The 13,615-nt window shown below is 42.9% G+C and carries 13 protein-coding genes; 6 read left to right on the forward strand and 7 right to left on the reverse strand.

Going from position 1 to position 13,615, the window contains the following annotated elements; translation table 11 throughout:
* Nucleotides 1-36: 36 nt before the first annotated feature.
* Both ACSQ8O_RS24975 and ACSQ8O_RS24980 read right to left on the reverse strand, forming a co-directional pair.
* Nucleotides 37-798: a glucose 1-dehydrogenase gene (locus tag ACSQ8O_RS24975; RefSeq protein ID WP_436243950.1), complete on the reverse strand. Its 762-nt coding sequence runs from the start codon at nt 796-798 to the stop codon at nt 37-39.
* A gap of 24 nt (nt 799-822) precedes the next feature.
* A complete protein-coding gene (locus ACSQ8O_RS24980) occupies nt 823-2,100 on the reverse strand; it encodes a glycoside hydrolase family 1 protein (protein WP_436243817.1) in 1,278 nt (425 codons plus the stop codon).
* Between the two features lie 303 nt (nt 2,101-2,403).
* Here ACSQ8O_RS24980 and ACSQ8O_RS24985 point away from each other — a divergent pair, with 303 nt between their 5' ends.
* Both ACSQ8O_RS24985 and ACSQ8O_RS24990 read left to right on the forward strand, forming a co-directional pair.
* Complete coding sequence (locus ACSQ8O_RS24985) at nt 2,404-3,213, forward strand: SDR family NAD(P)-dependent oxidoreductase (RefSeq protein ID WP_436243818.1); 810 nt, start codon at nt 2,404-2,406, stop codon at nt 3,211-3,213.
* A 56-nt stretch (nt 3,214-3,269) separates the two neighbouring features.
* Complete coding sequence (locus ACSQ8O_RS24990; protein ID WP_436243819.1) at nt 3,270-3,851, forward strand: TetR/AcrR family transcriptional regulator; 582 nt, start codon at nt 3,270-3,272, stop codon at nt 3,849-3,851.
* Between the two features lie 188 nt (nt 3,852-4,039).
* On the opposite strand, the gene ACSQ8O_RS24995 is transcribed toward ACSQ8O_RS24990, so the two are convergent.
* The 3 genes from ACSQ8O_RS24995 to ACSQ8O_RS25005 form a co-directional block, all read right to left on the reverse strand.
* Nucleotides 4,040-4,609 (reverse strand): 50S ribosomal protein L25, encoded by a 570-nt coding sequence (locus ACSQ8O_RS24995; RefSeq protein WP_436243820.1) that lies wholly within the window; start codon nt 4,607-4,609, stop codon nt 4,040-4,042.
* 98 nt (nt 4,610-4,707) lie between these two features.
* On the reverse strand, nt 4,708-5,649 hold the full coding sequence (locus ACSQ8O_RS25000; protein WP_436243821.1) for a DUF1861 family protein: 942 nt from the start codon (nt 5,647-5,649) through the stop codon (nt 4,708-4,710).
* On the reverse strand, nt 5,630-5,914 hold the full coding sequence (locus tag ACSQ8O_RS25005) for a helix-turn-helix domain-containing protein (RefSeq protein WP_244280190.1): 285 nt from the start codon (nt 5,912-5,914) through the stop codon (nt 5,630-5,632). The genes ACSQ8O_RS25000 and ACSQ8O_RS25005 overlap by 20 nt, the downstream gene beginning before the upstream one ends.
* 208 nt (nt 5,915-6,122) lie before the next feature.
* Here ACSQ8O_RS25005 and ACSQ8O_RS25010 point away from each other — a divergent pair, with 208 nt between their 5' ends.
* Genes ACSQ8O_RS25010 through rpoZ form a run of 4 tightly spaced genes read left to right on the forward strand, consistent with a single transcriptional unit; the run spans nt 6,123 to nt 9,753 of the window.
* A complete protein-coding gene (locus ACSQ8O_RS25010) occupies nt 6,123-7,313 on the forward strand; it encodes a glycosyltransferase family 4 protein (protein ID WP_436243822.1) in 1,191 nt (396 codons plus the stop codon).
* Entirely contained in the window at nt 7,313-8,419 is a 1,107-nt protein-coding gene (locus ACSQ8O_RS25015; RefSeq protein WP_436243823.1) for a glycosyltransferase, read from the forward strand. Before ACSQ8O_RS25010 ends, ACSQ8O_RS25015 begins: the two co-directional genes overlap by 1 nt.
* Nucleotides 8,412-9,491 (forward strand): mannose-1-phosphate guanylyltransferase, encoded by a 1,080-nt coding sequence (locus ACSQ8O_RS25020; protein ID WP_436243824.1) that lies wholly within the window; start codon nt 8,412-8,414, stop codon nt 9,489-9,491. The genes ACSQ8O_RS25015 and ACSQ8O_RS25020 overlap by 8 nt, the downstream gene beginning before the upstream one ends.
* Before the next feature lie 52 nt (nt 9,492-9,543).
* Nucleotides 9,544-9,753, forward strand: a complete 210-nt coding sequence (gene rpoZ, locus ACSQ8O_RS25025; protein ID WP_436243825.1) for a DNA-directed RNA polymerase subunit omega — start codon at nt 9,544-9,546, stop codon at nt 9,751-9,753.
* Nucleotides 9,754-9,817: 64 nt separating this feature from the next.
* Here rpoZ and ACSQ8O_RS25030 read toward each other — a convergent pair whose 3' ends face one another.
* On the reverse strand, nt 9,818-11,854 hold the full coding sequence (locus ACSQ8O_RS25030) for an alpha-galactosidase (RefSeq protein WP_436243826.1): 2,037 nt from the start codon (nt 11,852-11,854) through the stop codon (nt 9,818-9,820).
* Between the two features lie 71 nt (nt 11,855-11,925).
* A complete protein-coding gene (locus ACSQ8O_RS25035) occupies nt 11,926-13,542 on the reverse strand; it encodes an extracellular solute-binding protein (protein ID WP_436243827.1) in 1,617 nt (538 codons plus the stop codon).
* Between the last annotated feature and the right edge of the window lie 73 nt (nt 13,543-13,615).

Here is a 13,615-nt window from a genome sequence, read left to right on the forward strand (position 1 = left end):
ACTGATCGGGAAAAGCCCGTTCAGCCAATCATTTGTTTAATACGACGTCCAACCACCATCAGCCGTGATGACAGTCGCATTCACAAACTTTGAATCCTCTGATGCAAGGAAAAGAGCAACAGAAGCAATTTCACTTGGATCTACAGGTTCGCGCCGTTGAGTACCCGCTCCATTTTGGAACTCCTGTAAAGCTGCCATATCCATATTGCCCATCGAATTCATGATACTGGTTAGAACACCACCTGGTGCAATAGCGTTACAGCGAATGCCGGATTTCGCGTACATATAACCAACATTTTTGGTAAGCCCCACTAGACCGTGCTTGGAAGACGTATAGGCAACTCCACCTTTGCCCCCAGTTATTCCAGCGGCGGACGCAATATTGATAATGACGCCCTCTCCTCGCTGCAACATGAACGGAAGTGCTTTGCGAATGGCACGCATTGGACCTGTCAAATTAATGCCTATTACCCTGTCCCACAAATCGTCTTCGATTGTTTCGATTAATCTGAAGCCATCCATGATTCCTGCATTGTTAACGAGGATGTCGACTCTTCCAAATGCTTCGGCAGCCCTTTCCACCATAGCCTGGATGTCTTCTTCCTTCATGACATTAGCGACAACGCCTATAGCTGTACCGCCATTTTGGTTAATCGCGTTAACAACTGCTAAGGTGGCTTCTTCATTCATATCCGCTACCACGACCTTGGCGCCTTCCTCCGCATACAGTTCTGCAATCGCTTTGCCAACACCTGAAGCGGCTCCTGTTACTATCGCTACTTTATTTTGTAGTTTCATTCCCATATCCCCTTCCTCCTCTCTTTAGATCGCGTTTTCTTTAGCAATTTTCCCAAGATGGATACCACTTGGCTTAGTGGTACGCTCCTGCGTGTTACGGTCCACTTCAATTAATCCGAAAGTCTTGGAGAACCCAAGCTGCCACTCAAAATTATCCATCAAGGACCAATGCATATAGCCCAAAACTTGGAATCCGTCCGTAATACAATCTTGAACACCTTTCAGGGCCTGATTAATAAAAGCAATACGCCGGGTATCATCATCCGTTGCTATCCCATTTTCAGTAATCATAATCGGCATTTTCAAATGTTCGCTAACATAACGGACAACTGCCCCAAGTGCCTCCGGGTAAAATTCGTTCCCCATTTGTGTCGTCTCTGCATCATCAGGCACGGGGAGAAGGCCATCTGGTCCATATACAGCGCGCGTATAGTTTTGTAACCCAAAGAAGTCATCCTCATGCAGGTATGGAACAAATTGAACAAATTCCTCTTGCCATGCATGTCTCGCATTTTCTTCACCGCCAGGAACACTTTGGATGTCGTAGAGTGACAAGGTAACTCCTACTTTGGTTTGCGGACTAATCTGCCGAATAGCTGCTCTTGCTTCCACATGCGCTTGAAAAATAACTGCCAATCCTTCCTCCGAACGTGGAGCTAAAAACGAGTGAACTTCGGTAGGAGGTACTCCAAATGCTTTACTTAACCCCATGAAGTATTTTTGCATCTGAGCCGCCATATTCTCCATGTTCATGCCTACTTGTGCACCAGGAGAACCAGACTTCATTGCGTATCGCTTCATAATCTTCTTAATCCCGATGGAGATATTCGCCTCATTAATTGTACATACATAGGGGATCAACTCGCCTAATTCACGCATGACATGTGTGCAATATCGTGCAAAACGGGCAGGTGTATCCGCCGATTCCCAACCCCCTAGCCGAATGAGCCATTGTGGTGAGCTAAAATGGTGTAAAGTCACAATCGGAGTTATCTTATTTTCTTTGCATGCAAGTAAAACTTCCCGATAATGTTCAATTTCTGACGCTTCGAATTGCCCCTCCTCTGGCTCGATTCGAGCCCATTCAATGGAGAATCTATAGGAATTCAATCCCAAGTTAGCCATTTCAGTAATATCACTCTTAAAACGGTTATAGTGGTCTACCGCACTGCCTGATGGTTCCTTGAACACCGAGCCCTCCAAGTTTTCCATCAACCAAAAATCAGAATTCGTATTATTGCCTTCTACCTGATGTGCTGCAGTGGATGCCCCCCATAAAAAGCCTTCTGGAAAATGTGCCATATTTGCTCCTCCTCAACTTCGATTAATTGCTGCAATCTCATTTTATAAGGATCCTATAGTGGCAACTAACAATCCAACGACTCTTCACTAACGTTTTGACGACTTTCTAAAAACGAAAAAAAGAGACCTGAACCCTTGGCCCCTACAATAAAAAAGAACTTATTTAAAATTGTCGTTCCAGTACCATAATGTAGTCGTTAAAACGTTAGTGAAGAAACATTGATTGACGTAAAGTTAAACTGAAAAGTCATACTGTGAAACCCGAATTACTAAATCTATTTGAATTTTAGGAGGATTTGATTCATGACAGACTTCACTAGTGTACAAAACAAAGTTGCCATTGTTACTGGCGCTTCAGATGGCCTTGGTAAGGCAATTGCAAAGTGCTATGCAGAAAATGGGATGAAGGTCATTGTATCTGATATTAATACCGAAAAGGGTTCTAAGGTAGTAGAAGAAATTAAAGCGACAGGTGGAGAGGCATCTTTCTTTCGAACGGATGTCAGCCAAGAGGAAGATGTAAAAGCAATGGTCGACTTTGCTATTGAAACCTATGGCCGTCTAGACGGTATTGTAAATAACGCCGGAATTAGCGCTGAGAGTAGGCCGACTCATGAGTATTCAGTATCTGAGTTTGATAGGTTAACATCTATTGACTTAAAGGGTGTCTTCCTGGGAATGAAGTTTGGAATCGAAGCGATCCTCAAGACGAAGTCATCATCAGGATTCGTAGTCAATGTTGCATCTTTAGCTGGTATATTAGGCAATAGTTCCATGGCTATTTATACTTCGGCCAAGCATGGCGTTGTAGGGCTTACCAAGAGTGCGGCACTCGATTATGCACCTTATAACATTACGGTCAATGCGATTTGTCCAGGAACCATCAAGACTTCCATTTGGGGAAATGCACCTGAAGAAGTTATTCAACAGTATGCAAAGTTGCTATCTCCGAATGGAAGACTAGGTGATCCAAAGGAAGTTGCACATTTAGCCTTATTCTTAGCCTCAGATTTGGCTCGTTATATTAGTGGTTCAGCTATCACTGTCGATGCGGGGTCAAGCGCCGGTAAGCTTACTCCCACTCAGTGGGCTCATCCGGAAATATTGGAATAAATGCACTATTTATAATAATTAATGATTATCTCAGTATTTTAAAGGATGGGATAGAAATGGATAAAGAAGCAACTCGAATAGATCCCCGCAAACTCCGTACACGTCAATTGCTTAGGGATGCCTATGTTGATTTGCTTCAAGAAATGGATCCTGAGAAAATAACCGTAAATCGCCTTGCAGAGCGCGCTAGGATCAACCGCGTTACCTTTTACCTGCACTATTTGGATATTCCTGATATGGTGGACAAAATCTCAGAAGAAATGATCGAAAACATTTATGAGATTCTTCGTGACAAAACATCAACACGTCCGACTCCAATAGAGGACAGAGATTCTTTGGTGGAACTTCTTGAGCATATTGCTGAAAACGCTATATTTTACAAAGCCACTCTCGCTACTAATCGTATTCCGATCTTTACAGAACGGCTGTTGAATTTGCTGTCAGAATTGATTATTGAAAAGTTGGAAAATACGCGAAGTCAACCCTGTTCTTCAACTGCAAATATTCAAAACGACATCGCCATTTGGTATGGTTCTTCAGCCTTAATTGGTGTAATCGTTGCTTGGCTTCGAAATGATATGCCATATATGCCGAGTTTCCTTGCTAAACAATTTTCTTTACTGACATTATCACGATAAAAAACCGCCTCGCTGTAATTTTGATATGTCCACCAAAACCCATATAAATTAAGCTTTTCCGATTTTGTTCAACTTACGTTCCTCAAGCTTCTTTATCGCAAGGTAAAAAAACAAAAAAACCTTACAGCAGGAAGTATCTAAGCTCCTCATGAACTTAAATACTCTCCGCGGTAAGGGGATGATTTTTTCTAGGCTGTTGCTTCGACTTCTTCATGCACGGTTTTGATTTGAATCATAACCGTATTCGCATCCGTCAACACTTCAATGCCATCCTTGAAGATCAGGTCAGAAACGAGAAGCTTGTCGCCAGTATCAAGGCCACTGATATCCACTTCCATGGAAGTTGGCAAATCACCAGGCATACAACGAACTTCTACTTCATACATTTCGATCTGCAGAACGCCACCGGATTTAACTCCGATTGCCTCTCCAGAAAACTGAATAGTAACTTTGCTGTCCATTATTTGAGTCATGTTCACATGATGAAAGTCGATATGCAGCAGATTGCCCGACATTGCATCCTTTTGAACGCTCTGAACGATGATCGGAATTACTTTCTCATCGGATGTATTGCCCTGCAGAATAGCTCGTGGATTTTTTTTCAAAATATCCAGCATTTCTTTTTCATTTACTTCTACAGACAAAGTATCTTTACCAATCCCATACAACACAGCCGGGATGCGTCCCTGTTTTCTTGCTTGATTCATGTGGGACTTTGTTTCACCAGTGCGCTTGTTCAATTGAATAAATTTACTCATTTGTTTGTTTCCCGCTCTCTTTGACCATAAATTCTTGTCAAAATGATTATAACATGACCATAAAATCTAGTCAAACTTTGATGAAAATCCACTCGTTCCTATTCATACTCCAGAAATGGATCAGGGATCTCTATCTGATAAGCTTCTGCATCGCTAACACCAACAGAAAGGACTGCACGGCCATTGCCAGACCGTATAAGCCCACCGCTAAAAATGACATCCTCTAAATCTGGCCGTTTGCCAGGACCTCTTGGAAAATCACTTCTTGTCGCTATAATTTTCATTGGTGTTTTCTCACAGGTCTCAGGGTTTATCGAAAATACCATGGAATAATAATGCTTATTTCCAACAGTATCGAAGCAAGCTATATGTCCCAGTACGCCCACATGACCATTCCTCAGTAAATGTGCTTCGTTCGCACCACCCCATTCTTCGGAGACGAATTGCTCTCTAAGAATTTCTGCATCGACAAAGGTTTGCTCATTGAGCTCCTCCAGCGAGTTGATGATTGTAAATCCAATTTGACCTCTTCCGCCTCTTTCTCCTTGCGGTCTAGTAAATACACCTACTCTACCGTCCTTAAGCTCAATGAGTCGAATATCCTTCATCGTACCGGGTCCAGACGAGAAGTGACATAATGTATCTATTTGAAATCCGCGATAAAATTGAGTAACCCACGACACAATCTTACTTGGATTATCGACAGCTGTAATGACTTCAACTCCGCCAACGATTAGTTCACCTTTGATGATGGTCATACATGGATCCTGTAAGTTATACGTGTGTGTATGTATTCGGGGGCTCCAAACCTGATTCTTGCATGTAAAAAAGAAGACTTGAGAGAACTCGCTATCCCGTTCCTCAACTCTTCCTAAGATGACTTCCTCCCCGTCGTACTGAAACGGGGCCGTTATATTGTATACATCGCGATTTCCAACCCCTGAGAACACTAGTTTCTGTACTTTTGATTCTCGAGGGCTTGCATAAAACGTTTCCAGAAGCTGTTTACAGCTCTCCGTTTTAATCGATTTCCTTGTCATTGACGTCCTCCTGATAATCCATCGATGCATCTATCGTCCAATCACTTTCTACATCCATTTCGATGCCAATGAGCTGCCCAGGCTGGACATTAAAATACAGACAAAGCTTTAGCAATAAATCCCTAGGATACTGTACCATCTCATCCTTATACATACGACGAACGGAGTCAAAGTGGTAGTTAATCTCTTTAGCGAGCCTACGTATCGATAATTTAGGATCGTGATTTTCCATGACTTCTTTTAATTTACTGCGTATGACTGACACACATACACCCCCTCAATAAATATATAGGGTATGTCATGGAGAGTCAATAAATTGACAAGAAAAAATGGTCATGTTATAGTGAGAACAAGAAATAATTTTGAATTTTCTGAAAATATCATACTCCTTCCCTCAAAAGAATTAAAGATCTATCTTTAGATTCTTTTTTTTTGTGTTCCAAAAATCGTGTTCCAACATGGAGGCTCCTTATATGAAGTTTACAAGCAGCAATCGGAATATCGTTTTTCTAGGTACTAGCCTACCGAGAGAATGCGGCATAGCTACATTCACACAAGATCTATTAGATGAACTCCAGCACATCAAAGGCTTTAACAAGCCTCGTATTATTGCAATCAATAACAACGAAACTTATGACTATCAAGAGCAAGTGATGAGGGAAATTAGCCAACATAAGCTATCCGATTATATAGAGACAGCCGATTATCTTAGCACATCAGACGTTGATCTTCTTGTTATTCAGCATGAATTCGGTATTTACGGCGGAGAAAGCGGTGAATATTTGATTCCATTCGTCGAGAGACTGACTATACCGTTTGTCGTCATTTTTCATACCGTGTTAACGAAACCTTCTGCCAAGCAGCGTCACATCATGAATCGAGTTGCAGAGCTAAGTATTACCGTTGTCACGATGGCGCAGTCTACGGTAACTGATTTGATCTCCATTTATGGCGTTAATGCCGCCAAAATTGCTTTCATTCACCATGGCGTCCCCCATGTCCAAACCGGGTCAAGATCAGAGCTTAAAGAACAGTATGGCTTTGCAGATCGGAAAATTTTATCCACCTTTGGTTTTTTAAGCCCTGGCAAAGGCATTGAGTATAGCATTGAAGCCATGCGGGGAGTGGTCAAACAACATCCGGATTCTCTCTATATCGTTTGGGGGAAAACTCATCCGGTCGTTAAACAAGAAACAGGCGAAGTGTACAGAGAAAAGCTGATGAATCTTGTTGAAGAATTTGATTTAACGCATAACGTTCGCTTCGTCGACAAGCTTCTATCACAAGATGAAGTCATTCAATCCCTGGTCATGTCAGACATTTATATGACTCCTTATTTAGGAAAGGATCAAGCTGTTAGCGGAACATTGGCGTATGGAGTCGGTTATGGAAGGGTTATTGTCTCCACACCTTACCGATATGCCGAGGAAATGCTGGCAGAGGGCAGGGGCTTACTTGCTAACTTCCGCGATGCAGCATCCTTGGAGGCTTGCATCCTTCAATTACTGAATGATCCTACTCGAATAACGGAAATGGAAAATCGTACGCTCGAACTCGGAAGAACCATGCTGTGGAACGAAATTGCCAAAACCTATGCCGCCATCTTCCAAGAAAAAACAATTGATTCAAAATCAACTAAAGTAAAACACTTAGGAGTGATTTAATGCAAGTACAAACGATACTGCATTTTAAGGCTGATTATCTGCGAAGGATAACAGATGATACGGGCATTTTTCAACATACCAAGTTTGGAGTACCCGACCGTTCCAAAGGTTATACGACCGACGATAACGCACGGGCTTTAATCGCAGCCCTTTTATTGTATAGCAGCCAAAAAGATGCCAGCACATTAGATCTCATTCATACTTATGTATCCTTCATTCACCATGCACAGAATACAGATGGTAATTTTAGAAACTTCATGAATTATAACCGCTCATTTATCGAGGATAGCGGCTCCGAGGATTGTCAAGGACGCACACTATGGGCATTAGGATTCGCCCTCACCCATTCCTCCCTGCTGCCAGATAATGTACTTAATACATGTCGTTATTTAATCAATCAGGCATTACCACATATCGAAAACCTAGGATCTCCTCGTGCGGGAGCCTATGCGATAATCGGTCTAAGTTATTTAATAGAAACTCCTAATGCTTTAACTTACTCCTTCCCCTATCTCCACACGCCAAATACCGCAGAAGAAAAGGCCTTTCTACCAAGAGCATTCATCATCAATTTGATCGAAAAAATAGCGGCCCGACTGCACAATCAATATGTACGTAATAAGGGAAACGGTTGGAATTGGTTTGAAGACAGCCTTACCTACGGAAACTCCATGCTCCCATGGGCACTTTTAAAAGCATCACATATCTCCAATAACATTGGTTTCAAGGAAACCGCTAAAGAAAGTCTGGATTTTCTAGTATCCAAAACCTTTGCTAAAGAAGGATATTATAAACCGATTGGCAGCCATGGCTGGCAGTTGCGTGATGAAAAAGCTGCACTCTACGATGAACAGCCCATTGAAGCCTGTGAAATGCTTCTTACGTGTAAAGAAGCCGCGATCGTGCTCCAAGACCCAGCTTATCTGAGGATAGCTGCCTTATGCTATGAGTGGTATTTAGGCCATAATTCATTACAAACCTCTCTCATAGATCCTCAAACAGGAGCTTGTTATGATGGCATCCATGCCACTGGACTGAACCTTAATCAAGGCTCTGAGAGCATCATTTCCTTCTCCATTGCCCATTTGGTGATGCATCATGAATAAATTTGCTACCATCCTTGCAGGCGGGGGCGGAACCCGCTTCTGGCCACTGTCTAGACAAGAGATTCCAAAGCAGCTTCTAAATATTAGCGGGAATGATATTATGCTAAACGATACGATCGAACGATTCAAAGGCATCATCCCTCAGGAAAATACCGTTATTGTTACGAATCGTTCTCAAGCCGTTTTGATGGAGAGCATCATGCATAGCAGTGTTTCGAAAAGCAATATTTTGATCGAGCCCGTTGCCAGAAACACAGCTGCAAGCATACTTTTCGCGGCATTATCTATAGAGAAATCACACGGAGATTCCTTAATGGTCGTATTACCTTCCGATCATTATATAACCGATGAAGAACAATTTCGGCTTACGTTAGACGAAGCCTGTACGGTCGCAATGGAGACGGATAAAATCGTTACCATCGGAATTAAGCCTACATTTCCATCGACTGGGTACGGTTATATCGCTTTTGATAAAGAACCTATTAGTTCAAATCCTGTGGCTGTATACGAAGTATCTGAATTTGTAGAAAAACCGAACTTCCAGAAAGCCCAGGGCTATCTGTCATCCGGTAATTATTTATGGAATAGCGGCATTTTCATTTGGAAAACTTCCGTCATTATAGATAATTTCAAGCGTTACCTGCCACGGCTTTATAAGACAATGCTTCCAATCAGCGATTATCTAGGCACGGATCAAGCAGATGAAATCATTACTAACATCTATCCAACACTTCAAAATATTTCGATTGATTACGGGATCCTTGAGCGTTCCGATGAAGTCGTTGTCCTGTCTGGCCAATTTGGCTGGAATGATATCGGCAGTTGGGATGCGCTCGGTTCGATCTTCCCTCCAGATCCATCGGGAAACATTATTAAAGCTAACCATATGGGTATAGATACACGAAATTCAATCATATACGGAAATGGAAGACTAATCACGACAATTGGCATAGACGGCTTCATTATTGCCGATACTGGGGATGCACTGTTAATATGTCCCAAAGACAAAGCGCAATCTGTCAAAGATATCGTAGACCTGCTAAAAGAAAAAGGAATGACGGAGTATATTTAATTCTGTCATAGTCCAGAAGTAAAAAAATCATACAATGGATGAGGTAATTTAAATGTTATATCCTTCAATTGATAAACTACTTGAAATTGGTAGCAAGTATTCGCTAGTTGTTGCTTCGTCCATGAGAGCAAGATCTCTACGTGACGGTGCAAAATCAGATTTGAAAGGTCAAAAGTCTCACAAACATGTAGGTGTTGCGTTAGAAGAACTTTACGGCAACTATATCGGTTTTGAGAAAACGGAGACGGAGATAGATAAGTAACCTGCTATACCTAACAACTGACGCCATCGGAGAAATTCGGTGGCGTCAGTTATTTATATTTCTTCTACAAAATCAACTTAAAAATCTTAGACTCTGCCGGTTTTAATTGAACGCTTATATCTCCTGTTGACTGAAGGACAGTTTTCTCCCAAAGATCATGCAGCCAATACGTCGCATTTTTGGGCAGGCCCAAACGTTCAATGGATATTTGTTTCTCAATCATTGCATCTTTATTAAAGTTAAACGCGGCTATCCAACAGTCGTTATCCGTCATTTTGAAAAACACACTATCAGAAGCAGCATCTGTATTTCCCTCAACTGGAACAAAGCTTTTTCCTGTCTCTGCAATTTGTAGTAGCTCAGGTCGACTCAACCAGTCCTCTGCCCTAGTTCTTGCTTCCTCATTTCGGAAATCATCCCCCATGAGGAGAACCGTCCCGGCTATTAAGGAAGCATTCAGACGACTTCTACCTTCCTGTATCATCGTAGGTTCTTGGTTGAAGCTTTTATAGAGTACAGTATGGTCCGGATCATTGTAAGGGAAGAGGGTCCCATTCATCCACCAACCATAGGTGAGTGAATTCAACATATACTCCGTATCTTCCAATGTGCCAAAAGCATCACATGAAATGCGTCTGCTATGCGCGTATTGATGTGGAAACATCGGTGCGATAGACAAATTAATAAAGAATGGTCGCCCGATAACCATGGGATCAAGCCTGTTCCTGATTAAGGCCATACCAAGGTTGTACGCTTGAAGTCCTGTACGAACTTCTTTATCGAAGTGCTTGCCTTCTAATGCACCGTGTCCAAGGAAGTCGAGTTTAATATACTCGAAGCCCCATTTTACAAACCGTTCAAGCTGCCACTCCGTTCGCATCAGATTACCAGGGTGGGAAGGATCAATCGCAAGCCCTCCGTCCAACTCAGGTAAAATTTGCCCCTGATCATCTCTTAGCAGAAGATCTCGGTACGTATATTTGCCATCAGTACCTTCCACAACTCGATCGAAATCTTTCCCCCAGAATGCAAAAGGTGTCCAATATATGCCTGGTTTTTGACCATTATTTCGAACATGACTCACGGCGTTTTCAAGCTGCTCTTGGGATAAATTCGTCCAAAAGGAATCGAAGTTTATATAGACAGTTCCCTGATTATGAAACCCGCCATCGTGCAAACTCTTTAAAAAGTCCGACGTATGGGTGTAAAGTTCATAGTCGAGTTCTCCCCCTGCCGCCGACCAACTATTCCATCCGAAAGGAACGCCGTGGTTCCATTGAAGTGGCGGGGCTATCACGGCATTGGCCTTTCCGTATTCCTCCAGTCCGGTCCTGTAATCCGCATACATGCCCACAAAGATGCGCGGTGAAGCAATTGTTTTGCCGATTAGCATACCGTGAGCAATGGTATCGCGCGTGTACTCACCTGCTGCTCCACCATATACTTCCAGATGATGTATGGCGGTTCCCTCACATCCGACTACTTTGATACCGGTTTTCCAAGTATCATGGGTAACAGAACCAACAACTAACCCATTTCTCGATACAGGTTCAAAAATAGCCGTTACCTCGTAGCTTTCCAGCTGATTCGGCATGGCGACAGATTCGTAACGAACCCATTTGTCATTATCGAAAGGTACCAACAGCGCACGTAGTTCCTTTTCCTCCATATCCAAAGAAATGGCTGATGATCCTGTTGCTGGATTCACCGTCAGTGGAGACATATAGTTCGTCTCCAAAGCTTCCGATTCACCTTCCAGCTCGACTTGAATGAAAAAATATGGCGCTTTTTCATAGAGCCAAAAAATCTGCTTCATATCCGGTAGCGGCTCAGCGGAATGAATCACAGAGAAGCAACAGCCCTTGCCGAAATCATCTTGGATCATTTGCGTTCCGACCAGTTTGTGCTCCGAATATTCGGTCGAAGCAAGGTATTTGCCGTCGATCCGCGCTGCACTGTAAGCGCTGCTCAAGCGGCTCCCGGAATCCCATTCATATTCAGTTAATCCGCTTGCCAAATCGACGACAATTCGGCACACCCCATTTTCTACAACCACTTTCCCGTTTAACTCTTGAAAGATAATCGTACTCGCTATCATCATGATTCGCTCCTTCACGCCTATTTAAATGAAGAAGGAAGCCGGAGCAGTCTCTCGGCTTCCTAATTAGTCTTTTATTTCCAAAGATCCATGCGTTTCTTGTAGTTATCGTTGATGATTTTCTCCACTTTCTCATCACCTGCTGCCTTCATATCGGCAAGCATTTTATCGAACAGTGCAGCTGCATCCGTTTCCGTTTTGGAAATGATCACTTTCGTAATGGTCTGACTCATGATATCTGAAATTTTCTGACTGACGAGCGCATCCGGGGTGCCGCCGGCAGGGCCGAGATTATCATACGCCGCTGTTTCCCACACTGTATCGGACAAGTTCTTGAGTGCCATCTGGTCGATCTCGTTACGTTGATAACGTCCCGGCAAATCGTACGGCGTACCATCGGAGCCTTTACCGTTCTTCACGAACCAAGTCCATTTGCGAATACCTGTTTTCTTAGCGTAGTTATCCCAATCGTCTTTGAAACCTTGAAGTACTTCTGGACGCGGTGTATGTTTACCGTCCTTCTGATCCCAGTGCACTCCCTCAATTCCCCACATCAGCAGGTATTGCCCTTCTTCGCTAGCTAGGAAGTCAATGAGTTTCATCGTTCTTTCAGGGTTTTTATTCGTCTTTGTAATTGCAATTGCATCCCAACCAAGCGAGCTTTTTGGCCCTAAGGTCGTTTTTGCAGGGTCAACGCCTGGTCCGACAATTTTATACGGATAAACCTGCTTCTCAATGCCGCCTTCTTTCTTCAGTACACCGTTAGGCGTGCCGAAATCCCAATAAGCGCCAGGTGAGGCAAATACGAGCCCTTTCGAGATTTTTTGCTCCCACGTTTGTTTCTTGTTGACAGGCCATTCTGGATCAATTAAACCTTCACGGTACAACTTATTGATATACATCAGCATGTCCTTATATTTCGGATCCTTCACATCATATTTCAGCGTTCCATTATCTTCGTAGTACACTCTCATTCCCCACATGCCTTTAAACGTTCCGAGCACAGCGCCCATGTTTTCACCGTTGAAGCTCATCGGGTATACGTCTTTGCCATCTACCTTACCAAGCTTTGTTTTAAAATCCTTCAGTAGAGCTTCGAATTCATCTGTCGTGAACGGCTTTCCTCCTTCAGCTTTGTCAGGAGCAATCTGTTTCAGCCAATCCTTCCGCATATTTATGCCGAATACAGGCTCATTCTCTTGGCCGTACCAGTTAGAAAGATAGTAGTTTTTACCGTCGGTAAAACGCGTCTTTTTCAAAGTGTCCCCATACATTTTCTGAACGTTAGGGCCGAATTTCGCAATGAGATCATCCAGTGGAATAATCGCCCCTGCAGCGATGTACTTACTAACGATATCTCCGCGGTCCATTAGAACAAGATCCGGCAGATCGCTGCTGGCGAGCATCAGATTCAGCTTTTCGGAAGGATTACCGGTTGGCTGCTGAATTTCAATCGTGACTCCCGTTCGTTTCGTAATTTCCTTAGCAACTTCATTGGTAAACGCATCGCCCGTATTTTTATCAAAAAAAGTCATTTTTATCGGTGTCATATCATTTACTTTGTTATCGGTTGTGGCTGCTGGCTTATCACTGGAGGAAGCTGTATTTTCCTTGGTCGTACAACCAGCAATGACTGAACCCATAAGAACCGCTGAAATCAGCACATTGAACGTTTTCTTCGTATTGAACATGAAATAAAATCCCCCTTGACTGAATGTATTTGAAACATGTCTGCATGCATGACTTACTTGGATAATGTCCTAA

Origin of the sequence: Paenibacillus sp. LjRoot56, assembly GCF_964253335.1 — a bacterium.
Classification (GTDB): Bacteria; Bacillota; Bacilli; order Paenibacillales; family NBRC-103111; genus Paenibacillus_E; species Paenibacillus_E allorhizoplanae.

Excerpts from the sequence above, each read along its gene's own strand:
- ACSQ8O_RS24980 (WP_436243817.1), bottom strand. The coding sequence starts at position 2,100 with ATGGCACATTTTCCAGAAGGCTTTTTATGGGGGGCATCCACTGCAGCA.
- ACSQ8O_RS24990 (WP_436243819.1), top strand. The coding sequence starts at position 3,270 with ATGGATAAAGAAGCAACTCGAATAGATCCCCGCAAACTCCGTACACGT.
- ACSQ8O_RS25030 (WP_436243826.1), bottom strand. The coding sequence starts at position 11,854 with ATGATGATAGCGAGTACGATTATCTTTCAAGAGTTAAACGGGAAAGTG.
- ACSQ8O_RS25010 (WP_436243822.1), top strand. The coding sequence starts at position 6,123 with ATGAAGTTTACAAGCAGCAATCGGAATATCGTTTTTCTAGGTACTAGC.
- ACSQ8O_RS25035 (WP_436243827.1), bottom strand. The coding sequence starts at position 13,542 with ATGTTCAATACGAAGAAAACGTTCAATGTGCTGATTTCAGCGGTTCTT.
- ACSQ8O_RS24995 (WP_436243820.1), bottom strand. The coding sequence starts at position 4,609 with ATGAGTAAATTTATTCAATTGAACAAGCGCACTGGTGAAACAAAGTCC.
- ACSQ8O_RS25000 (WP_436243821.1), bottom strand. The coding sequence starts at position 5,649 with ATGACAAGGAAATCGATTAAAACGGAGAGCTGTAAACAGCTTCTGGAA.
- ACSQ8O_RS24975 (WP_436243950.1), bottom strand. The coding sequence starts at position 798 with ATGAAACTACAAAATAAAGTAGCGATAGTAACAGGAGCCGCTTCAGGT.
- ACSQ8O_RS25015 (WP_436243823.1), top strand. The coding sequence starts at position 7,313 with ATGCAAGTACAAACGATACTGCATTTTAAGGCTGATTATCTGCGAAGG.
- ACSQ8O_RS25020 (WP_436243824.1), top strand. The coding sequence starts at position 8,412 with ATGAATAAATTTGCTACCATCCTTGCAGGCGGGGGCGGAACCCGCTTC.
- ACSQ8O_RS24985 (WP_436243818.1), top strand. The coding sequence starts at position 2,404 with ATGACAGACTTCACTAGTGTACAAAACAAAGTTGCCATTGTTACTGGC.
- rpoZ (WP_436243825.1), top strand. The coding sequence starts at position 9,544 with ATGTTATATCCTTCAATTGATAAACTACTTGAAATTGGTAGCAAGTAT.